Genomic DNA, 26,009 nt, shown 5'->3' on the forward strand with positions numbered 1-26,009 from the left:
AAGTTGGAGTCATTACCCAGCTCAGTATGAGCCGCCAGTAAGTGATAATATATGATAAGTGCAAATCGTCCGATAATTAACCTCGACCTCGATCTGCTGAGAACATTTGTTGCTGTTGCCGATCTGAACACTTTTGCTGCTGCAGCTGCCGCTGTGTGTCGTACTCAGTCCGCTGTTAGCCAGCAAATGCAACGTCTGGAACAACTCGTTGGGAAAGAACTGTTCGCTCGGCATGGTCGCAACAAACTGTTAACTGAACATGGCATTCAGCTTCTTGGTTACGCCAGGAAAATCCTGCGTTTTAATGATGAGGCTTGCTCATCATTGATGTTCAGTAATCTTCAGGGCGTGTTAACTATCGGTGCTTCAGATGAATCTGCTGATACGATCTTACCTTTCCTGCTTAATCGCGTAAGTTCGGTTTATCCGAAACTTGCGCTGGATGTCCGCGTTAAACGCAATGCCTATATGGCAGAAATGCTGAAGTCCCAGGAAGTGGATTTAATGGTTACCACTCATCGTCCTGATACCTTTAAGGCGTTGAACCTGCGTACTTCGCCAACGCACTGGTATTGCGCTGCGGAATATGTGTTGCAAAAAGGCGAGCCGATCCCACTTGTGCTACTGGATGACCCTAGTCCGTTCCGTGACATGGTTCTGGCAACGCTCAATAAAGCGGAGATTCCATGGCGCCTGGCGTATGTTGCCTCCACATTACCGGCTGTTCGTGCTGCAGTAAAAGCGGGTCTTGGCGTGACAGCAAGACCGGTTGAGATGATGAGTCCGGATCTGCGCGTTTTGAGCGCGGTAGACGGTTTACCTCCACTCCCAGATACCGAATATTTGCTGTGCTATGATCCGTCCAGCAATAATGAGTTGGCGCAGGTGATATACCAGGCAATGGAGAGTTATCACAACCCATGGCAATACAGCCCGCTGACTCCCCAGGAGGGGGACGATTCCCTGTTGATAGAAGGGGATTACGAATAATCGTCTGGCAATAACAATTTCTGATGATAAGTTTGTAAAAATAAGCCACTGGTGATTAATAAAACGCCAGTGGCTTTTTTTACAATAAATCCTTAAGAATTTTCCTCACGGCGAACAAAAGTGTTCATTTTTCAATCATCAGCCATTCTCCACGCTTACGAACAAAAAATCGCCTGAAAAAAATCTCCTGCTACAATGATGTTAAAAAATACGTAAAATTATTGCTGTGTTTTTGTTATGGATTAACAAAAGCGTGTCACAGATCAAGAAAATACTCTCTTTTGGGGGGAGGAATCGACACAAATTCCTGTCAAAATAGACCCGTATTTTTTCCATTGCTTCACAACGGACACGATTCAACAACATCTAATTTTCCTGGAGTTGTCAACAATCTGGGGCTATAGGGCATTAAATGCAAAAGTTGTTGATATCATGTAAATTAATGTGAAGAAACCTTTGTTAAAGTTGACAAAAGGTTATAGAAAGGAGTAAAAGACCACATCAATTAGCTGTATAAAATAGTTTCTACAGTGATTGTAAGGTTTTTTTTATTCCTCCCCATGAATCGATGTGGCGTCCATCTGCCGTGAAGAGCAGTGAGTCTGGCGCTACTTTTGATGAGTAAGCAATGAGTATGTCAACATCCACTGAAGTCATCGCTCATCACTGGGCATTCGCTATCTTTCTTATCGTTGCCATTGGCCTGTGTTGCCTGATGCTGGTAGGCGGTTGGTTTTTAGGCGGTCGCGCACGCGCGAGGTCGAAAAACGTGCCGTTTGAATCAGGTATCGACTCGGTCGGCTCCGCCCGCTTACGCCTGTCTGCCAAGTTTTATCTGGTGGCCATGTTCTTCGTTATCTTCGACGTTGAGGCGCTGTATCTGTTCGCATGGTCAACTTCCATTCGCGAAAGCGGCTGGATTGGCTTTGTAGAAGCGGCAATTTTTATTTTTGTGTTACTGGCTGGTCTGGTTTATCTGGTGCGTATTGGCGCGCTGGACTGGACGCCCGCGCGTTCTCGCCGCGAGCGTATGAACCCGGAAACGAACAGTATCGCTAATCGTCAACGCTAACCGCGAGGCATTAAGATGGATTATACGCTCACCCGCATAGATCCCAACGGTGAGAACGACCGTTACCCCCTGCAAAAGCAGGAGATCGTAACCGACCCTCTGGAGCAAGAAGTTAACAAAAACGTGTTTATGGGCAAGCTCAATGACATGGTTAACTGGGGTCGTAAAAACTCAATTTGGCCGTATAACTTCGGTCTTTCCTGCTGTTACGTTGAGATGGTGACCTCATTTACTGCGGTGCATGACGTGGCGCGTTTTGGCGCAGAAGTATTGCGTGCTTCGCCGCGTCAGGCTGACCTGATGGTGGTAGCAGGAACCTGCTTTACCAAAATGGCACCGGTTATTCAGCGTCTGTATGACCAGATGCTGGAGCCGAAATGGGTTATCTCCATGGGAGCCTGTGCCAACTCTGGCGGTATGTACGACATTTATTCCGTTGTACAGGGCGTTGATAAATTCATTCCGGTTGATGTGTATATCCCGGGGTGTCCGCCGCGTCCGGAAGCGTATATGCAGGCACTGATGCTGTTGCAGGAATCTATTGGTAAAGAACGTCGCCCGCTCTCCTGGGTCGTTGGCGATCAGGGCGTTTATCGCGCCAATATGCAATCAGAGCGCGAACGCAAGCGCGGTGAACGCATTGCCGTTACCAACCTGCGCACCCCTGACGAGATTTAATTTGCGCCTGTCGGCAAAGGTATTTTTCTTCGCTTATTCCTAAATCTATTGCGCGAAGCCACGCCGACAGTCACCACGGACCATATGCAATGGTGAACAATATGACCGACTTAACCGCGCAAGAACCCGCCTGGCAGACCCGCGATCATCTTGATGATCCGGTGATAGGCGAACTGCGCAACCGTTTTGGGCCGGATGCCTTTACTGTTCAGGCGACTCGCACCGGGGTTCCCGTTGTGTGGATCAAGCGTGAACAATTACTGGAAGTTGGCGATTTCTTAAAGAAACTGCCGAAACCTTACGTCATGCTGTTTGATTTACACGGCATGGACGAACGTCTGCGCACCCACCGCGAAGGGCTACCTGCTGCGGATTTTTCTGTTTTCTACCATCTGATTTCCATCGATCGTAACCGCGACATCATGCTGAAGGTGGCGCTGGCTGAAAACGACCTGCACGTACCGACCTTTACCAAATTGTTCCCGAACGCTAACTGGTATGAGCGTGAAACCTGGGATCTGTTTGGCATTACTTTCGACGGTCACCCGAACCTGCGCCGCATCATGATGCCGCAAACCTGGAAAGGTCACCCGCTGCGTAAAGATTACCCGGCGCGCGCAACCGAATTCTCGCCGTTTGAGCTGACCAAAGCCAAACAGGATCTGGAGATGGAAGCCCTGACCTTCAAACCGGAAGAGTGGGGGATGAAGCGCGGCACCGAAAACGAGGACTTCATGTTCCTCAACCTCGGTCCGAACCACCCGTCGGCACACGGGGCTTTCCGTATCGTTTTGCAACTCGACGGCGAAGAGATTGTCGACTGCGTACCAGACATCGGCTACCACCACCGTGGCGCGGAGAAAATGGGCGAACGCCAGTCATGGCACAGCTACATTCCGTATACCGACCGTATCGAATACCTCGGCGGCTGCGTTAACGAAATGCCTTATGTGCTGGCGGTAGAGAAACTGGCCGGAATTACCGTGCCGGATCGCGTTAACGTGATTCGCGTAATGCTTTCCGAACTGTTCCGTATCAATAGCCACCTGCTGTACATCTCGACCTTTATTCAGGACGTCGGCGCAATGACGCCAGTATTCTTCGCCTTTACCGATCGTCAGAAAATTTACGATCTGGTGGAAGCAATCACTGGTTTCCGTATGCACCCGGCGTGGTTCCGTATTGGCGGCGTAGCGCACGACCTGCCACGTGGCTGGGATCGTCTGCTGCGTGAGTTCCTCGGCTGGATGCCGAAACGTCTGGCGTCTTACGAGAAAGCGGCGCTGCAAAACACCATTCTGAAAGGCCGTTCCCAGGGCGTTGCCGCCTACGGTGCGAAAGAGGCGCTGGAGTGGGGCACCACCGGTGCTGGCCTGCGAGCCACCGGGATCGACTTCGACGTGCGTAAGGCGCGTCCTTATTCTGGCTATGAAAACTTCGACTTTGAAATCCCGGTGGGTGGTGGCGTTTCTGACTGCTACACCCGCGTAATGCTGAAAGTGGAAGAGCTGCGCCAGAGCCTGCGCATTCTTGAGCAATGCCTCAACAACATGCCGGAAGGCCCGTTCAAAGCGGATCACCCGCTGACTACGCCGCCGCCGAAAGAGCGCACGCTGCAACATATCGAAACCCTGATCACCCACTTCCTGCAAGTGTCGTGGGGGCCGGTGATGCCTGCCAATGAATCCTTCCAGATGATTGAGGCGACCAAAGGGATCAACAGTTACTACCTGACCAGCGACGGCAGCACCATGAGTTATCGCACCCGTATCCGCACGCCGAGTTATGCGCACTTGCAGCAAATTCCGGCGGCGATCCGTGGCAGCCTGGTGTCTGACCTGATTGTTTATCTGGGCAGTATCGATTTTGTTATGTCAGATGTGGACCGCTAATTATGCACGAGAATCAACAACCACAAACCGAGGCTTTTGAGCTGAGTGCGGCAGAGCGTGAAGCGATTGAGCACGAGATGCACCACTACGAAGACCCGCGTGCGGCGTCCATTGAAGCCCTGAAGATCGTTCAGAAGCAGCGTGGCTGGGTGCCGGACGGTGCGATCCACGCGATCGCTGACGTTCTGGGTATTCCGGCGAGCGATGTCGAAGGCGTGGCAACATTCTACAGCCAGATCTTCCGCCAGCCAGTTGGTCGCCATGTGATCCGTTATTGCGACAGCGTGGTCTGTCACATCAACGGTTACCAGGGCATTCAGGCGGCGCTGGAGAAAAAACTGAACATCAAACCAGGGCAAACGACGTTTGACGGTCGCTTTACGCTGCTGCCAACCTGCTGCCTGGGGAACTGTGATAAAGGGCCGAACATGATGATCGATGATGACACTCACGCGCATCTGACCCCGGAAGCGATCCCTGAACTGCTGGAGCGGTATAAATGAAAAACATTATCCGTACTCCCGAAACGCATCCGCTGACCTGGCGTCTGCGTGATGATAAACAGCCAGTGTGGCTGGATGAATACCGCAGCAAAAACGGTTACGAAGGGGCACGTAAGGCGCTGACCGGACTTTCTCCGGACGAAATCGTTAATCAGGTAAAAGACTCCGGCCTGAAAGGGCGCGGCGGTGCAGGCTTTTCTACTGGCCTGAAGTGGAGCCTGATGCCGAAAGACGAATCCATGAACATCCGTTACCTGCTGTGTAACGCCGATGAAATGGAGCCGGGCACCTATAAAGACCGCCTGCTGATGGAACAACTGCCGCACCTGCTGGTGGAAGGTATGCTCATCTCCGCGTTTGCGCTGAAAGCTTACCGTGGCTACATCTTCCTGCGTGGCGAATATATTGAAGCGGCAGTGAATCTGCGCCGTGCCATTGCTGAAGCGACCGAAGCGGGTCTGCTTGGCAAAAACATTATGGGAACAGGTTTTGATTTTGAACTGTTTGTCCATACCGGGGCAGGGCGCTACATCTGCGGTGAAGAAACAGCGTTAATCAACTCCCTGGAAGGGCGTCGCGCTAACCCGCGTTCAAAACCGCCATTCCCGGCAACCTCCGGCGCATGGGGTAAACCGACCTGCGTCAACAACGTCGAAACCCTGTGTAACGTTCCGGCAATCCTTGCTAACGGCGTGGAGTGGTATCAGAACATCTCGAAAAGCAAAGATGCTGGCACCAAGCTGATGGGCTTCTCCGGTCGGGTGAAAAATCCGGGTCTGTGGGAACTGCCGTTCGGCACTACCGCACGCGAGATCCTCGAAGATTACGCCGGTGGTATGCGTGACGGCCTGAAATTCAAAGCCTGGCAGCCAGGCGGCGCGGGCACCGACTTCCTGACCGAAGCGCACCTTGACCTGCCGATGGAATTCGAAAGTATCGGTAAAGCGGGCAGCCGTCTGGGTACGGCGCTGGCGATGGCGGTTGACCATGAGATCAACATGGTATCGCTGGTGCGTAACCTGGAAGAGTTTTTCGCCCGTGAATCCTGCGGCTGGTGTACACCGTGCCGTGACGGTCTACCGTGGAGCGTGAAAATTCTGCGTGCGCTGGAGCGGGGTGAAGGTCAGCCGGGCGATATCGAAACACTTGAGCAACTGTGTCGATTCTTAGGCCCGGGTAAAACCTTCTGTGCCCACGCACCTGGTGCGGTGGAGCCGTTACAGAGCGCCATCAAATATTTCCGCGAAGAATTTGAAGCGGGAATCAAACAGCCGTTCAGCAATACCCATTTGATTAATGGGATTCAGCCGAACCTGCTGAAAGAACGCTGGTAACCGAATTTCGATTAACGCTCAGTCTCTGACTGAGAAAACTGGAAGCATGCTAATGGCTACAATTCATGTAGACGGCAAAGAATACGAGGTCAACGGAGCGGACAACCTGCTGGAAGCTTGTCTGTCTCTGGGTCTCGATATTCCTTACTTTTGCTGGCATCCGGCGCTGGGAAGCGTCGGTGCTTGCCGCCAGTGTGCGGTGAAGCAATACCAAAACGCGGAAGACACGCGTGGTCGCCTGGTGATGTCCTGTATGACACCGGCTTCCGATGGCACCTTTATTTCCATTGACGACGAAGAAGCGAAACAGTTCCGTGAAAGTGTGGTCGAGTGGTTAATGACTAACCACCCGCACGACTGTCCGGTATGTGAAGAAGGCGGTAACTGCCACCTTCAGGATATGACCGTGATGACCGGGCATACCTTCCGTCGCTACCGTTTCACCAAACGTACCCACCGCAATCAGGATCTGGGGCCGTTCATCTCTCATGAAATGAACCGCTGCATCGCCTGTTACCGCTGTGTGCGTTACTACAAAGATTACGCTGACGGTACGGATCTGGGCGTTTATGGCGCGCACGACAACGTCTACTTCGGTCGCCCGGAAGATGGCACCCTGGAAAGCGAATTTTCCGGTAACCTGGTCGAAATTTGCCCGACCGGCGTATTTACCGACAAAACGCACTCCGAGCGTTACAACCGTAAATGGGATATGCAGTTTGCGCCGAGCATCTGCCAGCAATGTTCCATCGGCTGTAACATCAGCCCTGGTGAACGTTACGGCGAACTGCGTCGTATCGAAAACCGTTACAACGGTACGGTAAACCACTACTTCCTCTGCGACCGTGGTCGTTTCGGTTACGGCTACGTCAACCTGAAAGATCGTCCGCGTCAGCCGGTACAGCGTCGTGGCGATGATTTCATTACCCTCAACGCCGAACAGGCAATGCAGGGCGCAGCAGATATTCTGCGTCAGTCGAAGAAAGTCATCGGCATCGGCTCTCCGCGCGCCAGCGTAGAAAGCAACTTTGCGCTGCGTGAGCTGGTGGGCGAAGAAAACTTCTATACCGGTATCGCTCACGGTGAGCAGGAACGTCTGCAACTGGCGCTGAAAGTGTTGCGTGAAGGCGGCATTTATACTCCGGCTCTGCGCGAAATCGAATCTTACGATGCGGTACTGGTACTGGGCGAAGACGTTACCCAGACCGGCGCACGCGTCGCGCTGGCGGTGCGTCAGGCGGTGAAAGGTAAAGCACGCGAAATGGCGGCAGCACAGAAAGTGGCTGACTGGCAGATTGCGGCAATCCTCAACATCGGTCAACGTGCGAAGCATCCGCTGTTTGTTACCAACGTTGATGACACCCGTCTGGATGATATCGCGGCGTGGACTTACCGCGCACCGGTTGAAGATCAGGCGCGTTTAGGATTTGCCATCGCCCATGCGCTGGATAACTCCGCGCCAGCGGTTGACGGTATCGAGCCTGAGCTGCAAAGCAAAATCGACGTCATCGTGCAGGCTCTGGCTGGTGCGAAGAAACCGTTGATTATCTCCGGGACGAACGCCGGTAGCACAGAAGTGATTCAGGCGGCGGCTAACGTGGCGAAAGCCCTGAAAGGTCGCGGCGCTGACGTAGGTATCACCATGATTGCCCGTTCCGTCAACAGCATGGGGCTGGGCATTATGGGCGGCGGTTCGCTTGAAGAAGCGTTAACCGAACTGGAAACCGGACGCGCCGACGCGGTGGTGGTGCTGGAAAACGATCTGCATCGTCACGCTTCCGCAACCCGCGTGAATGCTGCGCTGGCTAAAGCACCGCTGGTGATGGTGGTTGACCATCAACGCACGGCGATCATGGAAAACGCCCATCTGGTGCTTTCCGCCGCCAGCTTTGCTGAAAGCGACGGTACGGTTATCAACAACGAAGGTCGCGCTCAACGTTTCTTCCAGGTCTACGACCCGTCCTATTACGACAGCAAAACGGTCATGCTGGAAAGCTGGCGCTGGCTGCACTCGCTGCACAGCACCCTGCTGAGCCGTGAAGTGGACTGGACGCAGCTCGACCATGTGATTGATGCCGTTGTGGCGAAAATCCCGGAGCTGGCGGGTATCAAAGATGCCGCGCCGGATGCGACATTCCGCATTCGTGGTCAGAAACTGGCTCGTGAGCCGCACCGTTACAGTGGTCGTACCGCCATGCGCGCCAACATCAGCGTTCATGAGCCGCGTCAGCCGCAGGATATTGACACCATGTTCACCTTCTCGATGGAAGGTAACAACCAGCCGACCGCGCACCGTTCACAAGTGCCGTTTGCCTGGGCGCCGGGCTGGAACTCCCCGCAGGCGTGGAACAAATTCCAGGACGAAGTGGGCGGCAAACTGCGCTTTGGCGATCCGGGTGTGCGTCTGTTTGAAACCAGCGAAAACGGTCTGGATTACTTCACCAGCGTACCGGCACGCTTCCAGCCGCAGGCAGGGAAATGGCGTATCGCGCCGTACTACCACCTGTTTGGCAGCGATGAACTGTCACAGCGTGCTCTGGTCTTCCAGAGCCGTATGCCGCAGCCGTACATCAAACTTAACCCGGCAGATGCCGCGAAGTTGGGTGTGAACGTGGGTACACGCGTCTCCTTTAGTTACGATGGCAATACGGTCACGCTGCCGGTTGAAATCGCCGAAGGGCTGACGGCAGGGCAGGTGGGCTTGCCGATGGGGATGTCCGGCATTGCTCCAGTGCTGGCTGGCGCGCATCTTGAGGATCTCAAGGAGGCACAACAATGAGTTGGTTATCACCGGAACTGATTGAGATCCTGCTGACCATCCTCAAAGCGGTGGTGATCCTGCTGGTGGTTGTCACCTGCGGGGCATTCATGAGCTTTGGCGAACGTCGCCTGCTGGGTCTGTTCCAGAACCGTTATGGACCTAACCGTGTTGGCTGGGGCGGTTCGCTCCAGCTGGTCGCGGACATGATCAAAATGTTCTTTAAAGAAGACTGGATCCCAAAATTCTCGGATCGCGTCATCTTTACCCTGGCACCGATGATTGCCTTTACCTCGCTGCTGCTGGCCTTTGCGATTGTGCCAGTCAGTCCGGGTTGGGTGGTTGCCGACCTGAATATCGGGATTTTGTTCTTCCTGATGATGGCAGGTCTGGCGGTCTACGCGGTGCTGTTTGCGGGCTGGTCAAGTAACAACAAATACTCGCTGTTGGGTGCGATGCGTGCTTCTGCGCAGACCCTGAGCTACGAAGTGTTCCTCGGGCTTTCCCTGATGGGCGTGGTGGCGCAGGCCGGTTCATTCAACATGACCGACATCGTCAACAGCCAGGCGCATGTGTGGAACGTCATCCCGCAATTCTTTGGTTTTATTACCTTTGCCATCGCAGGCGTGGCGGTGTGTCACCGTCATCCGTTTGACCAGCCGGAAGCCGAGCAGGAACTGGCGGATGGTTACCACATTGAATATTCCGGTATGAAGTTCGGTCTGTTCTTCGTGGGTGAATACATCGGGATTGTGACCATCTCTGCACTGATGGTGACGCTGTTCTTCGGTGGCTGGCAAGGCCCGTTGTTACCGCCATTCATCTGGTTCGCGCTGAAAACCGCGTTCTTTATGATGATGTTCATTTTGATTCGTGCGTCGTTACCGCGTCCGCGTTATGACCAGGTAATGTCCTTCGGCTGGAAAATCTGCCTGCCGCTGACGCTGATCAACTTGCTGGTAACGGCGGCTGTCATTCTCTGGCAGGCGCAATAAGGGGCAATAAGACCATGACCTTAAAAGAATTGTTAGTAGGTTTCGGCACCCAGGTTCGTAGTATCTGGATGATCGGCCTGCATGCGTTCGCCAAACGCGAAACGCGAATGTACCCGGAAGAGCCGGTCTATCTGCCGCCCCGTTATCGTGGTCGTATCGTTCTGACCCGCGACCCGGACGGCGAAGAGCGTTGCGTAGCCTGTAACCTCTGCGCGGTAGCCTGCCCGGTTGGCTGTATCTCGCTGCAAAAAGCAGAAACCAAAGACGGTCGCTGGTATCCGGAATTTTTCCGCATCAACTTCTCACGCTGCATTTTCTGTGGTCTGTGCGAAGAAGCCTGTCCGACCACGGCGATCCAGTTAACCCCGGATTTCGAAATGGGGGAATACAAGCGCCAGGATCTGGTTTACGAGAAAGAGGATCTGCTGATCTCCGGTCCGGGCAAATACCCGGAATATAACTTCTACCGGATGGCAGGTATGGCAATCGACGGCAAAGATAAGGGCGAAGCAGAGAACGAAGCCAAGCCTATCGACGTCAAGAGCCTGTTACCGTAAGGAGAGGGGCAATGGAGTTCGCTTTTTATATCTGTGGCCTGATAGCCATACTTGCGACCTTGCGAGTGATCACCCATACCAATCCGGTGCACGCACTGCTGTACCTGATTATTTCGCTGCTGGCGATTTCCGGAGTGTTCTTCTCACTGGGCGCTTACTTCGCCGGTGCGCTGGAAATTATTGTCTACGCCGGTGCCATTATGGTGCTGTTCGTGTTCGTGGTGATGATGCTCAACCTGGGCGGTTCGGAAATCGAACAGGAACGCCAGTGGCTGAAACCGCAGGTGTGGATTGGTCCGGCAATTTTGTCGGCCATCATGCTGGTGGTGATTGTTTACGCCATTCTCGGTGTTAACGATCAGGGTATCGACGGTACGCCAATCAGTGCTAAAGCAGTGGGTATTACGCTGTTCGGGCCTTACGTACTGGCGGTTGAACTGGCTTCTATGCTGCTGCTGGCTGGTCTGGTTGTCGCCTTCCACGTCGGTCGTGAAGAGCGTGCGGGTGAAGTGCTGAGCAATCGTAAAGACGACAGCGCGAAAAGAAAAACGGAGGAGCGCGCATGATCCCCTTACAACATGGACTGATCCTCGCGGCAATCTTATTCGTTCTTGGCTTAACCGGTCTGGTTATCCGTCGCAATCTGCTGTTTATGCTGATTGGTCTGGAAATCATGATTAACGCCTCCGCGCTGGCCTTTGTGGTCGCCGGTAGCTACTGGGGCCAGACCGACGGTCAGGTGATGTACATTCTCGCCATCAGCCTCGCGGCGGCGGAAGCGAGTATCGGCCTTGCGCTGCTGCTGCAACTTCACCGTCGTCGCCAGAACCTGAACATCGATTCAGTAAGTGAGATGCGCGGATGAACATGCTTGCCTTAACCATTATTTTGCCATTGATTGGCTTCGTCCTGCTGGCGTTCTCCCGTGGGCGCTGGTCTGAAAACGTCTCGGCGATCGTGGGCGTTGGCTCTGTAGGCCTGGCGGCGCTGGTAACTGCCTTTATTGGCGTCGATTTCTTCGCTAATGGCGAGCAGGCTTACAGCCAGCCGCTGTGGACGTGGATGTCGGTAGGCGACTTTAATATCGGTTTCAACCTGGTGCTGGACGGCCTGTCGCTGACCATGCTCTCGGTGGTCACCGGTGTGGGTTTCCTGATCCACATGTACGCTTCCTGGTATATGCGCGGTGAAGAGGGATACTCTCGCTTCTTCGCCTACACCAACCTGTTCATCGCCAGCATGGTGGTTCTGGTTCTCGCCGACAACCTGCTGCTGATGTACCTCGGCTGGGAAGGCGTGGGCCTGTGCTCCTATCTGCTGATCGGGTTCTATTACACCGATCCGAAGAATGGCGCAGCGGCAATGAAAGCGTTCGTCGTGACCCGTGTGGGTGACGTGTTCCTCGCTTTCGCGCTGTTCATTCTCTACAACGAACTGGGCACCCTGAACTTCCGCGAAATGGTGGAACTGGCACCAGCGCACTTTGCTGAAGGCAATAACATGCTGATGTGGGCGACGCTGATGCTGCTGGGCGGTGCGGTCGGTAAATCTGCGCAGCTGCCGTTGCAGACATGGCTTGCCGACGCGATGGCTGGCCCGACGCCTGTCTCTGCGCTGATCCACGCTGCAACGATGGTAACCGCTGGTGTCTACCTGATCGCCCGTACCCACGGTCTGTTCCTGATGACTCCGGAAATTCTGCATCTGGTCGGTATCGTGGGTGCGGTGACGCTGGTGCTGGCAGGCTTTGCCGCGCTGGTACAAACCGACATCAAACGTGTTCTCGCTTACTCCACCATGAGCCAGATTGGCTACATGTTCCTGGCGCTTGGCGTACAGGCATGGGATGCGGCGATTTTCCACTTGATGACCCACGCGTTCTTTAAAGCGTTGCTGTTCCTGGCATCCGGTTCCGTCATTCTGGCTTGTCATCACGAACAGAACATCTTCAAGGTGGGCGGTCTGCGTAAATCTATTCCGCTGGTTTATCTCTGCTTCCTGGTGGGCGGCGCGGCACTGTCGGCACTGCCGCTGGTCACTGCGGGCTTCTTCAGTAAAGATGAGATCCTCGCGGGTGCGATGGCGAATGGTCATATCAATCTGATGGTGGCAGGTCTGGTCGGTGCGTTTATGACCTCGCTCTACACCTTCCGTATGATTTTCATCGTCTTCCACGGAAAAGAACAAATTCACGCTCACGCCGTGAAAGGGATCACCCACAGCCTGCCGCTGATTGTGCTGCTGATCCTTTCCACCTTCGTTGGCGCACTGATTGTACCGCCGCTGCAGGGCGTGCTTCCGCAAACTACGGAACTGGCACACGGCAGCATGTTGACCCTGGAAATTACCTCTGGCGTGGTTGCGGTCGTCGGCATTCTGCTGGCAGCCTGGCTGTGGCTGGGTAAACGTACTCTGGTGACCTCCATTGCCAACAGTGCGCCGGGTCGCCTGCTGGGAACCTGGTGGTACAACGCCTGGGGCTTTGACTGGTTGTACGACAAAGTGTTCGTCAAGCCGTTCCTGGGTATCGCCTGGTTGCTGAAACGCGATCCGCTGAACTCAATGATGAACATTCCGGCGGTTCTCTCGCGCCTTGCGGGTAAAGGTCTGCTGTTCAGTGAGAACGGCTACCTGCGCTGGTATGTGGCATCCATGAGCATCGGTGCGGTCGTGGTGCTGGCACTGTTGATGGTACTGCGTTGAGTTAAGGATTGTGGGGTCGCCCCTGGGCATATAAGTACGTAGGTCGGATAAGCCGCCTTCGCGGCGCATCCGACACTACAACCGCAATCCGAAGAGAATTTTCTGTCGTGAGAATTCGTTGAAAATCCGGTCCTGACGGGACTTTTACAAGGAATAAAGATCGCCATGTTACTACCCTGGCTAATATTAATTCCCTTTATCGGCGGCTTCCTGTGCTGGCAGACCGAACGCTTTGGCGTCAAGGTGCCGCGCTGGATCGCGCTGATCACCATGGGATTGACGCTGGCGCTGTCGCTGCAACTGTGGTTGCAGGGCGGTTATTCACTGACGCAATCCGCCGGAATTCCGCAGTGGCAGTCTGAATTCGACATGCCGTGGATCCCGCGTTTTGGAATCTCTATCCATCTCGCCATTGATGGTCTGTCGCTGCTGATGGTCGTCCTGACCGGTCTGCTCGGCGTGCTGGCGGTACTTTGCTCGTGGAATGAGATCGAAAAATATCAGGGCTTCTTCCACCTCAACCTGATGTGGATCCTGGGCGGCGTTATCGGCGTGTTCCTTGCCATCGACATGTTCCTGTTCTTCTTCTTCTGGGAAATGATGCTGGTGCCGATGTACTTCCTGATCGCACTGTGGGGGCATAAAGCCTCTGACGGTAAAACGCGTATCACGGCGGCAACCAAGTTCTTCATTTATACCCAGGCGAGTGGTCTGGTGATGTTGATCGCCATCCTGGCGCTGGTTTTCGTTCACTACAATGCGACCGGCGTCTGGACCTTCAACTATGAAGAGTTGCTGAATACGCCAATGTCCAGCGGTGTGGAATATCTGCTGATGCTGGGCTTCTTCATCGCCTTTGCGGTGAAAATGCCGGTGGTTCCACTGCACGGCTGGCTGCCGGATGCGCACTCCCAGGCACCGACTGCCGGTTCCGTTGACCTCGCGGGGATCTTGCTGAAAACCGCCGCTTACGGTCTGCTGCGTTTCTCCCTGCCGCTGTTCCCGAACGCGTCGGCAGAGTTCGCGCCAATCGCTATGTGGCTGGGTGTTATCGGCATCTTCTACGGTGCGTGGATGGCCTTTGCCCAGACTGATATCAAACGTCTGATCGCCTACACCTCGGTTTCCCACATGGGCTTCGTGCTGATTGCTATCTACACCGGCAGCCAGTTGGCCTACCAGGGTGCGGTTATTCAGATGATTGCGCACGGCTTGTCGGCGGCGGGTCTGTTTATTCTCTGCGGTCAGCTCTATGAACGTATCCATACCCGCGACATGCGCATGATGGGCGGTCTGTGGAGCAAGATGAAATGGCTGCCAGCACTGTCCCTGTTCTTTGCGGTGGCAACGCTTGGGATGCCAGGCACCGGTAACTTCGTCGGCGAATTTATGATTCTGTTCGGCAGCTTCCAGGTTGTCCCGGTGATTACCGTTATCTCTACCTTTGGGCTGGTCTTTGCATCTGTTTATTCGCTGGCGATGTTGCATCGCGCTTACTTCGGTAAAGCGAAAAGCCAGATTGCCAGCCAGGAACTGCCAGGGATGTCGCTGCGTGAGCTGTTTATGATCCTGTTGCTGGTGGTGCTGCTGGTACTGCTGGGCTTCTATCCGCAGCCGATTCTGGATACCTCGCACTCCGCGATTGGCAATATCCAGCAGTGGTTTGTTAATTCCGTTACTACTACAAGGCCGTAAATCGCCATGACAATAACTCCACAAAACCTGATCGCACTGCTACCGTTGCTGATCGTCGGCTTGACGGTGGTGGTTGTGATGCTCTCCATTGCGTGGCGACGCAATCATTTCCTCAACGCTACGCTCTCGGTTATTGGGCTTAACGCGGCGCTGGTTTCGCTCTGGTTTGTCGGCCAGGCGGGCGCTATGGACGTTACGCCGCTGATGCGCGTTGATGGTTTCGCCATGCTTTACACCGGGCTGGTACTGTTGGCGAGCCTCGCCACCTGTACTTTCGCTTACCCGTGGCTTGAAGGCTATAACGACAACAAGGACGAGTTCTACCTGTTGGTGTTAATTGCCGCGCTGGGCGGGATCCTGCTGGCGAATGCCAACCATCTGGCGTCTCTGTTCCTCGGTATCGAACTGATCTCTCTGCCGCTGTTTGGCCTGGTCGGTTACGCTTTCCGCCAGAAACGTTCGCTGGAAGCCAGTATCAAATACACCATTCTCTCTGCCGCCGCGTCTTCTTTTCTGCTGTTCGGTATGGCGCTGGTGTACGCGCAGTCTGGTGACCTGTCGTTTGTTGCACTGGGTAAAAACCTCGGCGATGGTATGCTCAACGAGCCGCTGTTGCTGGCAGGTTTCGGCCTGATGATTGTTGGCCTCGGCTTCAAACTCTCTCTGGTGCCGTTCCACCTGTGGACGCCAGACGTATACCAGGGCGCGCCAGCTCCGGTTTCCACCTTCCTGGCGACGGCGAGCAAAATCGCTATCTTCGGTGTGGTGATGCGTTTGTTCCTTTACGCACCGGTGGGTGACAGCGAAGCGATTCGCGTGGTGCTGGCGATTATCGCCTTTGCCTCCATCATCTTCGGTAACCTGATGGCGCTGAGCCAGACCAACATCAAACGTCTGCTCGGTTACTCATCTATCTCTCACCTCGGCTATCTGCTGGTGGCGCTGATTGCGCTGCAAACTGGCGAGATGTCGATGGAAGCGGTAGGGGTTTACCTGGCCGGTTATCTGTTCAGCAGCCTCGGTGCGTTCGGTGTGGTCAGCCTGATGTCCAGCCCGTACCGTGGCCCGGATGCTGATTCCCTGTTCTCTTACCGTGGTCTGTTCTGGCATCGCCCGATCCTCGCGGCAGTGATGACCGTGATGATGCTGTCGCTGGCAGGTATTCCGATGACGCTGGGCTTTATCGGTAAGTTCTACGTGCTGGCGGTCGGTGTTCAGGCGCACTTATGGTGGCTGGTGGGCGCTGTGGTTGTCGGTTCGGCAATTGGTCTCTACTACTACCTGCGTGTGGCGGTGAGTCTGTACCTTCATGGTTCAGAACAGCCAAACCGTGATGCGCCGTCAGACTGGCAGTACACAGCAGGTGGTATCGTGGTGCTAATCTCTGCACTGCTGGTTCTAGTGCTGGGTGTATGGCCGCAACCGCTGATTAGCATTGTGCGGTTAGCAATGCCGATGATGTAAGTCGTCAGTCTGTAAGCTGAGAAAGCCGCCGACATGTTCGGCGGTTTTTTTATGGTGCCCTGACACCATCACCCAACAATAACCGTCAGCGCATGATTCCCTTGCCGTAGCATACGTCGATACGCGCTAATCAGTTTTTCCATATCAAGCATGATGGACGCAAAGAGCTGCCCCTCTAACTCTTCTGAAAAAGTCACTCCCGGATAAATCTCCATTTCATTGAGCCGCTGAATGGAAAACTGTTTACGCAGCTCATTTCGGTCGAGTGCCTCCAGGCGGTCGATAGTAGCGGCTAATTCCTGATTCCATGTCAATCCCAGGAAACCATCGATACCCTCTTCGAGACTATGTTCACCGAGCACAGCACGACTCAGCGGATCATTCTTCGCTGGATCAAAGGCAGAGGTGCCCGTCAGGCCAAAATGTAAAAAATCCCAGCGTTTATCAATATCCAGTCGCCTTGAGCCTGAAAGCGTTTCATGAATATCGTCCATTAAAGATTTTTCATTAGACTCAATCAGCTTGTTGGCCTTTTCTGAGTTTATTTCCGCAAAATACGCAATCATTCCCATCTTATTTCTCCCGTCAGATTTCCTTTTGCGCATCTTAAAACAGACGGAGAAAAATAAAATATACAAGCTGCTTTTTCTGGAGCCGCCTCGAGAAAATTTTATTATTTACTGTTGTACAACAAGGTTATAACACCATCCACCACCTGCGCCATTTTCTGATAGTTCAGTCTGTCTGCTGTATCGCCGGGCTGGTGATATTGTTTATTACGATAAAAAGCGGTGTCTGTAATCATGACGGCGGGAATACCTTGCTGCCAGTAATTAAGGTGGTCGGAGAAATCAATACCTGGAATAAAACCAGGGGCATTAATAGAATAAACAGATAATTCTTTTGACGATAACAACGCGGCTTTTACCTGACGCACGGCGCTGATATCCTGCATTCTGCCGACCACAGCAATAAAGTCACCTCGATCGGGATAAAGCCAGGACATCGCAGAGTAAGGGTAGTCTTGACTCTCAGGCGCGGAATCATAAAACCCAATCATTTCAAGGGATATCATCAGTTTAACCGGGCGCATCAGGGTAACGGCATGTACCGCGCTTCCCATTTCGTCACTGCGAAAGAAGGGCGGCTCTTCTGAAGCATAGGCAACCAGTTGTACGCCAATAGCTGGTGCTTTCTGTTGTAGCAGACGCGCCAGTTCCAGTAATCCTGCGACGCCGCTGGCGTTATCATCTGCACCAGGCGTATAGATTAATTGGTCGTTTTCATAACTGGTTGCGGAATCATAGTGCGCACCAATAATAATCAGCGGTCCATCCTGTGGACCATAGTCAGCAATAATGTTTTTGTAAGGCCCATCAATAATAGGAACCCTCTGTTCGGTAACTTTTGCCCCGCTTTGTGTGAAAATATTTTTAATATAGCTGGCAGATATATTCAATTTATCAATATGATCAGCACTGCGTGGATACTCTGTTTGTGAAAGATAACGTACCGTTTTTTCTAGCTGCTCAGGGCTGGCATGTTGCGGTGAGGGGGGTAAGGCGCTGACGTAAGGTTGATATAAAACAAGTAAAGGAAGAGAAAATATTAGCAATATGACATAGAGAGGAATTATTCTTTTCATATATTTATTGTTGATGAAATGTGTTGTTTTATCATTATTCATGATGAGTGCCAGTAATGTATTTAATTAATACTGACAGGAATATACAAAAGACATATTTTACGCCAGGTACATGATTTTTTAAAAGGAAGCTGTATGAGAAATAAAAATATAATTATGTTGCTTATTGGTGGTTTGATTTTGACAGGATGCGGACAGGAGCCTGATGATAAGGAAAACCCGCAGCACCAATCCACTACATCGACAGACCAGCAAGCGCGAGCCGCGCAACAAGCGGCAACAAAAGTGGCTGAGCAAAGAGCCGCCGCTGCTAAAGCCGCTGCAGACGCGAAAGCAAAAGCCTTAGTCCAGCAAGAAGCGCAACAATACTCAGACAAACAAGCTTTACAGGGGCGATTGCAGGAAGCGCCAACATATGAAAGAGCGGCTAAAGCAAAAGCTACACATATCTCAAATCCTGGAACCGCTCGCTACCAGCAGTTCGATGACAATCCGGTTAAGCAGGTAGCGCAAAACCCGTTGGCGACGTTTAGCCTTGATGTTGACACCGGCAGCTATGCAAATGTACGCCGTTTTCTCAATCATGGGCAGTTGCCTCCGCCAGATGCAGTGCGGGTGGAGGAGATGGTGAATTACTTTCCGTCAGACTGGGTTATTAATGATAAAAGCAATAATAAAGAGCTTGTTCCCGCCAGTAAGCCTGTACCTTTTGTTATGCGCCACGAACTGGCACCGGCGCCATGGAATGAGCAGCGAACCTTACTGAAAGTGGATATTCTGGCGAAAGATCTCAAAAGTGAAGCGTTGCCTGCTTCTAATCTGGTCTTTCTTATCGACACGTCCGGGTCAATGTATTCTGATGAACGCTTACCTCTAATTCAGTCTTCTTTGAAATTGCTGGTCAAAAAACTCCGTGATCAGGACAACATTTCTATCGTGACCTATGCCGGTGACTCCCGTATTGCGTTGCCTTCTACCTCCGGGAATCATAAAGATGAAATCAATGCCGCTATTGATTCGCTGAATGCCAGAGGTAGCACTAATGGCGGTGCCGGGCTGGAGATGGCTTATCAGCAGGCAGCGAAGGGGTTTATTAAAGGTGGCGTCAATCGCATTTTATTAGCAACTGACGGTGATTTTAACGTTGGCATTGACGATCCAAAATCGATTGAATTAATGGTGAAAAAACAGCGGGAGTCTGGTGTTACGCTATCGACGCTGGGCGTAGGAGGGGATAATTACAATGAGGCAATGATGGTGAGAATTGCCGATGTCGGCAACGGTAATTACAGCTACATTGATACCCTCTCTGAAGCGCAGAAAGTGTTAAACAGCGAAATGCATCAGACGTTGGTTACCGTGGCGAAAGATGTTAAAGCGCAGATTGAGTTTAACCCGGCGTGGGTGACGGAATATCGTCAGATTGGTTATGAAAAGCGCCAACTGCAGGCAGAAGATTTTAATAACGACAATGTTGATGCTGGCGATATTGGCGCAGGTAAACATATAACTTTGTTATTTGAATTAACGCTGAACGGACAAAAAGCGTCAATTGATAAATTACGCTATGCACCGGATCAGAAATCAGCGAAATCGGACAAAGCGAAAGAGCTGGCATGGTTAAAGATACGCTGGAAATACCCTCATGGAAAAGAAAGTCAGTTAGTTGAATTTCCACTGCTACCGACAACTAATGCTCCTTCTGAAGATATGTATTTTCGCGCAGCAGTAGCTGCATATGGGCAAAAGTTACGCGGTTCTGAATACCTGAACAATACATCCTGGCAGCAGATCAAACAGTGGGCGCGGCAGGCAAAAGGGCAAGATTCTCAAGGTTACAGAGCTGAATTTATTCGTCTGACTGAACTGGCGGAAGGTCTGGAAAATTTACAAAACTAAAAATGATAAATCTGTTTGCCTGATATCGACATCAAGCATATTCGGCAAACAGATGAAAGATATGTCGAATAAGTACGTTGGCATCATGAAATTAATCCGCCAACTAACTACCGCATTTCGATTTAAATGCTAAACACCGCGAAATCGCTCGCCAGTTCTGTTGCCGGGAAAATTGCCCGGCACTCGTGTAATAAATGCTGACAGCCTTTATCATCATAGCGTGAGCTGACGTGGGTAATGATCAATTTGCCGACACCCGCCTCACGAGCCAGAGTCGCCGCCTGACGGCTTGAACTGTGCCCACGGCTGTTAGCTTTGGCTTCCATCTCCATATCCAGCGTCGTTTCGTGAACCATTATGTCGACACCTTTAGCAAGATCGATTGCGGCATCGCAAGGGCCGGTATCACCGAAAATGGCGATTGATTTACCCGGCGTAGGCGCGGCTAAGTAATCAGCGCCGTTAATCTGCCGACCGTCTTCCAGCGTGACTGTTTTGCCTTTTTTCAAATCCTGGAACAGCGGACCGGGTTGTACGCCGGCATCTTTTAACGCCTGGGCATTCAGCGCGCCTGGTTTATCATGTTCTTCAATACGATAGCCGTAACACTCCAGTGGATGTTCCATTGGATATGCCGTTACCTTGCGCAGGCCATCATCAACTATTTCTCCTGCCGTAATTTCAACAATTTCCAGCGGATAATCGGTCCATGAGCCGCTAATGCGTAACGCTGTCTCAACAAATTCACGGATACCTTTCGGACCATAAATCGTTAATGGTTGCATAATGCCTGACATGGAACGACTGCATAGCAATCCGGGCAAGCCAAAAAGGTGATCGCCATGAAGATGGCTTATAAAAATCCTGTCCAGTTTTCCTGGGTTAAATGCCGTGTGCAACATCTGGTGTTGTGTACCTTCACCACAGTCAAATAACCAAAGCCCGGCTTGCGTCGGATGTTGCAGATTAAGCAATATGGCTGTGACATTACGTGTCCGGGTCGGAACACCTGCCGAAGTACCTAAAAAAATTAATTCCATGAGTTCATCACGCTGCTGAAAATATTCCGGCTAGTATAAAGCAAACAGTACAAAGGAGCCTTCCATGATCGACTGGCAAGATCTGCATCATTCTGATTTATCCGTTTCTCAGCTTTATGCCTTATTACAGCTGCGCTGTGCGGTATTTGTAGTGGAACAAAACTGTCCTTACCAGGATATCGATGGTGACGATCTGGAGGGAGAAAATCGCCACATTCTCGGTTGGCATAACGGGACACTGGTGGCGTATGCGAGGATTCTGAAAAGTGACGACGAACTGCAACCCGTCGTGATTGGTCGGGTGATTGTCAGCGAAGACTTACGCGGCGAAAAAATCGGTCAACAATTGATGAGTAAGGCGCTGGAATCGTGTACTCGCCACTGGCCGGAGAAGCCGATCTATCTGGGGGCGCAGGCGCATTTACAAAACTTTTATGGGCAATTTGGTTTCATCCCTGTGACAGATATTTATGAGGAAGATGGTATTCCGCATATCGGGATGGCGCGCGAGGTTATTCAGGCGTAATCGATAACCGTTGTCTATAGTTAGTGGCAGGTTTTACGCAAATGGAGAACGATAATGTCTAATCAGTTTGGTGATACACGTATCGATGACGACCTGACGTTGCTGAGTGAAACACTTGAAGAGGTACTACGTTCCTCTGGCGATCCCGCCGATCAAAAATATGTTGAGTTAAAGGCGCGTGCAGAAAAGGCGCTGGATGATGTGAAAAAAAGGGTAAGCCAGGCTTCTGACAGTTATTACTATCGGGCGAAGCAGGCGGTTTATCGCGCCGATGACTACGTCCACGAAAAACCCTGGCAGGGAATTGGCGTTGGCGCGGCTGTTGGACTGGTATTAGGACTGTTGCTGGCTCGCCGTTAAAACCTCCCTACACTGGGGTACTGCATTTTTTCTGTAGTACCCCGTATAATGTGAGGCTTTTAACAGGGAGAGGTCCGCGTGCAATCACTTACTACGGCGCTGGAAAATCTACTGCGCCATTTGTCGCAAGAGATTCCGGCGACACCCGGCATTCGGGTTTTCGACATTCCTTTCCCTCTCAATGACGCTTTTGATGCCTTAAGCTGGCTGGCCAGTCAGCAAACGTATCCGCAATTTTACTGGCAACAACGTAATGGCGATGAAGAAGCTGCTGTGCTGGGCGCAATCACCCGCTTTACGTCGTTGGATCAGGCGCAACGTTTTCTTCGTCAGTATCCGGAACACACCGACTTACGTATCTGGGGACTGAATGCGTTTGACCCGTCGCAGGGCAATCTACTTTTACCACGCCTGGAATGGCGGCGCTGTGGCGGTAAAGCCACGCTACGGCTGACGCTATTCAGTGAAAATTCCCTTCAGCACGATGCAGTTAAGGCAAAAGAATTTATCGCCACACTGGCGAATATTAAACCTTTGCCCGCGTTACGTTTAACCACCACGAAAGAACAACACTGGCCGGACAAAACTGGCTGGACGCGATTAATCGAACTGGCAACGAAAACCATCGCCGAAGGTGAGCTCGACAAAGTGGTTCTTGCTCGGGTGACTGACCTGCATTTCGCAAGTCCGGTCAATGCGGCGGCGATGATGGCTGCCAGCCGGCGGCTCAATCTGAACTGCTATCATTTTTACATGGCCTTTGATGGCGAAAATGCTTTTCTTGGCTCAACGCCTGAGCGGCTATGGCGGCGGCGAGACAAAGCTCTGCGTACCGAAGCTCTGGCGGGAACGGTAGCAAATCATTCTGATGATAAGCAGGCGCAGCAGTTGGGTGAGTGGCTGATGGCGGATGATAAAAACCAGCGCGAGAACATGCTGGTGGTGGAAGATATCTGCCAACGATTGCAGGCCGATACCCAGACGCTGGATGTGTTACCGCCGCAGATACTGCGTCTGCGTAAAGTGCAGCATCTGCGCCGCTGTATCTGGACTTCACTCAACAAAGCGGATGATGTGATCTGTTTACATCAGTTGCAGCCAACGGCAGCAGTTGCTGGTTTGCCGCGCAATCTGGCGCGGCAGTTCATCGCCCGGCACGAACCGTTCACCCGTGAATGGTATGCCGGTTCTGCGGGTTATCTCTCATTACAACAAAGCGAATTCTGCGTTTCCCTGCGCTCGGCGAAAATCAGTGACAATGTGGTGCGATTATATGCCGGAGCAGGCATTGTCCGAGGCTCCGACCCCGAGCAGGAGTGGCAGGAAATCGACAACAAAGCGGCAGGGTTGCGAACATTATTACAAATGGAATAGTAATGAGTCGCATCATTACCGATTCATATCAATAATCTATTTTTGTAGCTCCTTATACTTAGCCGCAATATTGATACCGGACAAACTCATGTCAGTAAGCGCATTTAACCGACGCTGGGCGGCGGTCATTCTGGAAGCATTAACGCGTCATGGCGTCAGACACGTCTGCATTGCCCCTGGCTCTCGTTCTACGCCGTTAACGTTAGCGGCGGCGGAAAATTCTGCATTCATCCACCACACCCATTTTGATGAGCGTGGGCTGGGGCATCTGGCGCTGGGGCTGGCGAAAGTCAGCAAACAGCCGGTGGCGGTGATAGTGACTTCCGGCACGGCGGTGGCAAATCTCTATCCGGCACTGATTGAAGCGGGGTTAACTGGAGAGAAACTGATCCTCTTAACCGCCGATCGTCCGCCGGAACTGATCGACTGCGGCGCGAATCAGGCGATTCGCCAGCCGGGAATGTTCGCCTCTCACCCCATGCATAGCATTTCACTACCGCGTCCGACGCAGGATATTCCCGCTCGCTGGCTGGTTTCTACCATCGACCATGCTCTCGGTACGCTTCATGCTGGCGGAGTCCATATCAACTGCCCGTTTGCTGAACCGTTGTATGGCGAGATGGACGACACAGGACTTGCGTGGCAACAACGTCTGGGCGACTGGTGGCAGGACAATAAACCGTGGCTGCGTGAAGCGCCTCGTCTGGAAAGTGAAAAACAGCGCGACTGGTTCTTCTGGCGGCAAAAGCGTGGTGTGGTCGTAGCTGGTCGCATGAGTGCGGAAGAGGGCAAAAAGGTCGCCCTGTGGGCGCAAACACTTGGCTGGCCACTGATTGGCGACGTATTGTCGCAAACCGGACAGCCGCTGCCGTGCGCTGACCTGTGGTTAGGCAATGCCAAAGCAACCAGCGAGTTACAGCAGGCGCAGATTGTTGTGCAACTGGGGAGCAGTCTGACCGGCAAACGGTTACTGCAATGGCAGGCGAGTTGTGAGCCGGAAGAGTACTGGATTGTTGATAATATCGAAGGGCGACTCGACCCGGCGCACCATCGTGGACGTCGGCTGATTGCTAATATCGCCGACTGGCTGGAGCTGCATCCGGCAGAAAAACGCCAACCCTGGTGCGTTGAACTCCCGCGCCTGGCTGAACAGGCAATGCAGGCGGTTGTTGCGCGCCGTGATGCATTTGGTGAAGCGCAACTGGCACACCGCATCAGCGAGTATCTACCGGAACAGGGGCAACTGTTTGTCGGTAACAGCCTGGTGGTGCGTCTGATCGATGCGCTCTCGCAACTTCCGGCAGGTTATCCGGTTTACAGCAACCGTGGAGCCAGCGGTATTGACGGACTGCTCTCTACCGCCGCAGGCGTTCAGCGGGCGAGTGGTAAACCCACGCTGGCGATTGTTGGCGATCTCTCCGCACTTTACGACCTGAACGCACTGGCGTTACTGCGCCAGGTTTCCGCGCCGCTGGTATTAATAGTGGTGAACAACAACGGCGGGCAAATTTTCTCGCTGCTACCAACGCCGACAAGCGAGCGTGAGCGTTTCTATCTGATGCCACAAAACGTCCATTTTGAGCACGCCGCTGCGATGTTTGAGTTGAAATATCATCGCCCGCAAAACTGGCAGGAACTTGAAACGGCGCTTGCCGACGCCTGGCGCACCCCGGCCACCACCGTGATTGAGATGGTGGTTAACGACACCGATGGTGCGCAGACCCTCCAGCAGTTGCTGGCGCAGGTAAGCCATTTATGATCCTGCACGCGCAGGCAAAACACGGCAAGCCAGGTTTACCCTGGCTGGTTTTTCTGCACGGTTTTTCCGGCGATTGCCAGGAGTGGCAGCAAGTCGGCGAAGCGTTTGCCGACTACTCGCGGTTGTATGTTGATCTCCCTGGACACGGCGGTTCGGCGGAAATTAGCGTCGATGGATTTGATGATGTCACCGACTTACTGCGTAAAACCTTTGTTAGTTACAACATACTTAACCACTGGCTGGTGGGGTACTCGCTCGGCGGACGCGTGGCGATGATGGCGGCCTGTCAGGGGATGCCGGGGCTTTGTGGCGTTATTGTCGAAGGTGGTCATCCTGGGCTGCAAAGTGCTGAACAACGCGCGGAACGCCAGCGTTCGGATCACCGTTGGGCGCAGCGTTTTCGCACAGAACCATTAACGGCGGTCTTTGCCGACTGGTATCAACAACCGGTTTTTGCCTCGCTCAACGATGAGCAGCGCCAGGAACTGGTGACGCTGCGTAGCAACAATAATGGCGCAACGCTTGCCGCCATGCTGGAAGCAACCTCATTGTCCGTCCAGCCTGATTTACGTGCTAACCTTAGCGCCCGCACATTTGCGTTTTATTATTTATGTGGTGAACGTGACAGCAAATTCCGCGCTCTGGCGGCGGAACTGGCTGCTGACTGCCATGTCATTCCTCGCGCCGGACATAACGCGCATCGGGAAAATCCCGCTGGCGTAATCGCAAGTCTGGCGCAGATCTTGCGTTTCTGACTAAAGGACA

The 26,009-nt window shown here is 52.8% G+C and carries 23 protein-coding genes; 20 read left to right on the forward strand and 3 right to left on the reverse strand.

All coding sequences use genetic code 11. The features are described 5' to 3' along the window. The first annotated feature begins 51 nt into the window (after positions 1-51). The 14 genes from lrhA to nuoN all read left to right on the forward strand — a co-directional run bounded on the left by lrhA (position 52) and on the right by nuoN (position 16,641). Positions 52-990, forward strand: a complete 939-nt coding sequence (lrhA, locus tag A7589_RS20575) for a transcriptional regulator LrhA (RefSeq protein WP_000622297.1) — start codon at positions 52-54, stop codon at positions 988-990. 628 nt (positions 991-1,618) lie between these two features. Continuing rightward, on the forward strand, positions 1,619-2,062 hold the full coding sequence (gene nuoA / locus A7589_RS20580) for an NADH-quinone oxidoreductase subunit NuoA (protein ID WP_000062994.1): 444 nt from the start codon (positions 1,619-1,621) through the stop codon (positions 2,060-2,062). Positions 2,063-2,077: 15 nt separating this feature from the next. Beyond that, positions 2,078-2,740, forward strand: a complete 663-nt coding sequence (nuoB, locus tag A7589_RS20585; protein ID WP_000386733.1) for an NADH-quinone oxidoreductase subunit NuoB — start codon at positions 2,078-2,080, stop codon at positions 2,738-2,740. 89 nt (positions 2,741-2,829) lie between these two features. Next, positions 2,830-4,632: an NADH-quinone oxidoreductase subunit C/D gene (gene nuoC, locus A7589_RS20590; RefSeq protein WP_000247884.1), complete on the forward strand. Its 1,803-nt coding sequence runs from the start codon at positions 2,830-2,832 to the stop codon at positions 4,630-4,632. Between the two features lie 2 nt (positions 4,633-4,634). Next, positions 4,635-5,135: an NADH-quinone oxidoreductase subunit NuoE gene (gene nuoE, locus A7589_RS20595; protein WP_000545041.1), complete on the forward strand. Its 501-nt coding sequence runs from the start codon at positions 4,635-4,637 to the stop codon at positions 5,133-5,135. After that, positions 5,132-6,469, forward strand: coding sequence for an NADH-quinone oxidoreductase subunit NuoF (gene nuoF, locus A7589_RS20600; protein ID WP_000789507.1), 1,338 nt, complete (start codon positions 5,132-5,134; stop codon positions 6,467-6,469). Before nuoE ends, nuoF begins: the two co-directional genes overlap by 4 nt. Positions 6,470-6,521: 52 nt before the next feature. Continuing rightward, positions 6,522-9,248 (forward strand): NADH-quinone oxidoreductase subunit NuoG, encoded by a 2,727-nt coding sequence (nuoG, locus tag A7589_RS20605; RefSeq protein WP_010353764.1) that lies wholly within the window; start codon positions 6,522-6,524, stop codon positions 9,246-9,248. Further along, positions 9,245-10,222 carry an NADH-quinone oxidoreductase subunit NuoH gene (gene nuoH, locus A7589_RS20610; RefSeq protein ID WP_000118685.1) on the forward strand — a complete coding sequence of 326 codons (978 nt, stop codon included), beginning with the start codon at positions 9,245-9,247 and terminating at the stop codon, positions 10,220-10,222. The genes nuoG and nuoH overlap by 4 nt, the downstream gene beginning before the upstream one ends. Positions 10,223-10,236: 14 nt before the next feature. After that, the gene (gene nuoI, locus A7589_RS20615; protein WP_000172749.1) at positions 10,237-10,779 is read left to right on the forward strand and encodes an NADH-quinone oxidoreductase subunit NuoI; all 543 of its coding nucleotides are present in this window, start codon (positions 10,237-10,239) and stop codon (positions 10,777-10,779) included. 11 nt (positions 10,780-10,790) lie between these two features. Continuing rightward, positions 10,791-11,345: an NADH-quinone oxidoreductase subunit J gene (gene nuoJ, locus A7589_RS20620; protein ID WP_000393513.1), complete on the forward strand. Its 555-nt coding sequence runs from the start codon at positions 10,791-10,793 to the stop codon at positions 11,343-11,345. Further along, positions 11,342-11,644 (forward strand): NADH-quinone oxidoreductase subunit NuoK, encoded by a 303-nt coding sequence (gene nuoK / locus A7589_RS20625; RefSeq protein WP_000612644.1) that lies wholly within the window; start codon positions 11,342-11,344, stop codon positions 11,642-11,644. The genes nuoJ and nuoK overlap by 4 nt, the downstream gene beginning before the upstream one ends. Beyond that, positions 11,641-13,482 carry an NADH-quinone oxidoreductase subunit L gene (gene nuoL, locus A7589_RS20630; protein ID WP_108188993.1) on the forward strand — a complete coding sequence of 614 codons (1,842 nt, stop codon included), beginning with the start codon at positions 11,641-11,643 and terminating at the stop codon, positions 13,480-13,482. Before nuoK ends, nuoL begins: the two co-directional genes overlap by 4 nt. A 165-nt stretch (positions 13,483-13,647) precedes the next feature. Beyond that, the gene (gene nuoM / locus A7589_RS20635; protein WP_000926452.1) at positions 13,648-15,177 is read left to right on the forward strand and encodes an NADH-quinone oxidoreductase subunit M; all 1,530 of its coding nucleotides are present in this window, start codon (positions 13,648-13,650) and stop codon (positions 15,175-15,177) included. Positions 15,178-15,183: 6 nt separating this feature from the next. Continuing rightward, positions 15,184-16,641, forward strand: a complete 1,458-nt coding sequence (gene nuoN, locus A7589_RS20640; protein ID WP_000156703.1) for an NADH-quinone oxidoreductase subunit NuoN — start codon at positions 15,184-15,186, stop codon at positions 16,639-16,641. Positions 16,642-16,709: 68 nt separating this feature from the next. Here the strand turns inward: nuoN and A7589_RS20645 are convergent, their stop codons facing one another. Continuing rightward, a complete protein-coding gene (locus A7589_RS20645) occupies positions 16,710-17,213 on the reverse strand; it encodes a YfbM family protein (protein ID WP_000525339.1) in 504 nt (167 codons plus the stop codon). A 101-nt stretch (positions 17,214-17,314) separates the two neighbouring features. Further along, positions 17,315-18,286, reverse strand: a complete 972-nt coding sequence (locus A7589_RS20650) for a M28 family metallopeptidase (RefSeq protein WP_024257306.1) — start codon at positions 18,284-18,286, stop codon at positions 17,315-17,317. Positions 18,287-18,421: 135 nt separating this feature from the next. Here A7589_RS20650 and A7589_RS20655 point away from each other — a divergent pair, with 135 nt between their 5' ends. Next, positions 18,422-20,185 carry a vWA domain-containing protein gene (locus tag A7589_RS20655; RefSeq protein WP_108188994.1) on the forward strand — a complete coding sequence of 588 codons (1,764 nt, stop codon included), beginning with the start codon at positions 18,422-18,424 and terminating at the stop codon, positions 20,183-20,185. 122 nt (positions 20,186-20,307) lie between these two features. Here the strand turns inward: A7589_RS20655 and rbn are convergent, their stop codons facing one another. Further along, positions 20,308-21,225 carry a ribonuclease BN gene (gene rbn / locus A7589_RS20660; RefSeq protein ID WP_000419108.1) on the reverse strand — a complete coding sequence of 306 codons (918 nt, stop codon included), beginning with the start codon at positions 21,223-21,225 and terminating at the stop codon, positions 20,308-20,310. Between the two features lie 64 nt (positions 21,226-21,289). Between rbn and A7589_RS20665 the strand changes: the two genes are divergently transcribed. The 5 genes from A7589_RS20665 to menH all read left to right on the forward strand — a co-directional run bounded on the left by A7589_RS20665 (position 21,290) and on the right by menH (position 25,999). After that, positions 21,290-21,751: a GNAT family N-acetyltransferase gene (locus A7589_RS20665; RefSeq protein ID WP_000568143.1), complete on the forward strand. Its 462-nt coding sequence runs from the start codon at positions 21,290-21,292 to the stop codon at positions 21,749-21,751. 54 nt (positions 21,752-21,805) lie between these two features. Further along, a complete protein-coding gene (gene elaB, locus A7589_RS20670; protein WP_000070621.1) occupies positions 21,806-22,111 on the forward strand; it encodes a stress response protein ElaB in 306 nt (101 codons plus the stop codon). Between the two features lie 78 nt (positions 22,112-22,189). Next, entirely contained in the window at positions 22,190-23,485 is a 1,296-nt protein-coding gene (gene menF / locus A7589_RS20675) for an isochorismate synthase MenF (protein ID WP_105282492.1), read from the forward strand. Between the two features lie 88 nt (positions 23,486-23,573). Beyond that, positions 23,574-25,244, forward strand: a complete 1,671-nt coding sequence (menD, locus tag A7589_RS20680) for a 2-succinyl-5-enolpyruvyl-6-hydroxy-3-cyclohexene-1-carboxylic-acid synthase (RefSeq protein ID WP_105282491.1) — start codon at positions 23,574-23,576, stop codon at positions 25,242-25,244. Beyond that, the gene (gene menH, locus A7589_RS20685) at positions 25,241-25,999 is read left to right on the forward strand and encodes a 2-succinyl-6-hydroxy-2,4-cyclohexadiene-1-carboxylate synthase (RefSeq protein ID WP_000600544.1); all 759 of its coding nucleotides are present in this window, start codon (positions 25,241-25,243) and stop codon (positions 25,997-25,999) included. The genes menD and menH overlap by 4 nt, the downstream gene beginning before the upstream one ends. Positions 26,000-26,009: the final 10 nt, after the last annotated feature.

The sequence above is a fragment of the Escherichia sp. MOD1-EC6475 genome (assembly GCF_003046645.1).
GTDB lineage: Bacteria > Pseudomonadota > Gammaproteobacteria > Enterobacterales > Enterobacteriaceae > Escherichia > Escherichia ruysiae.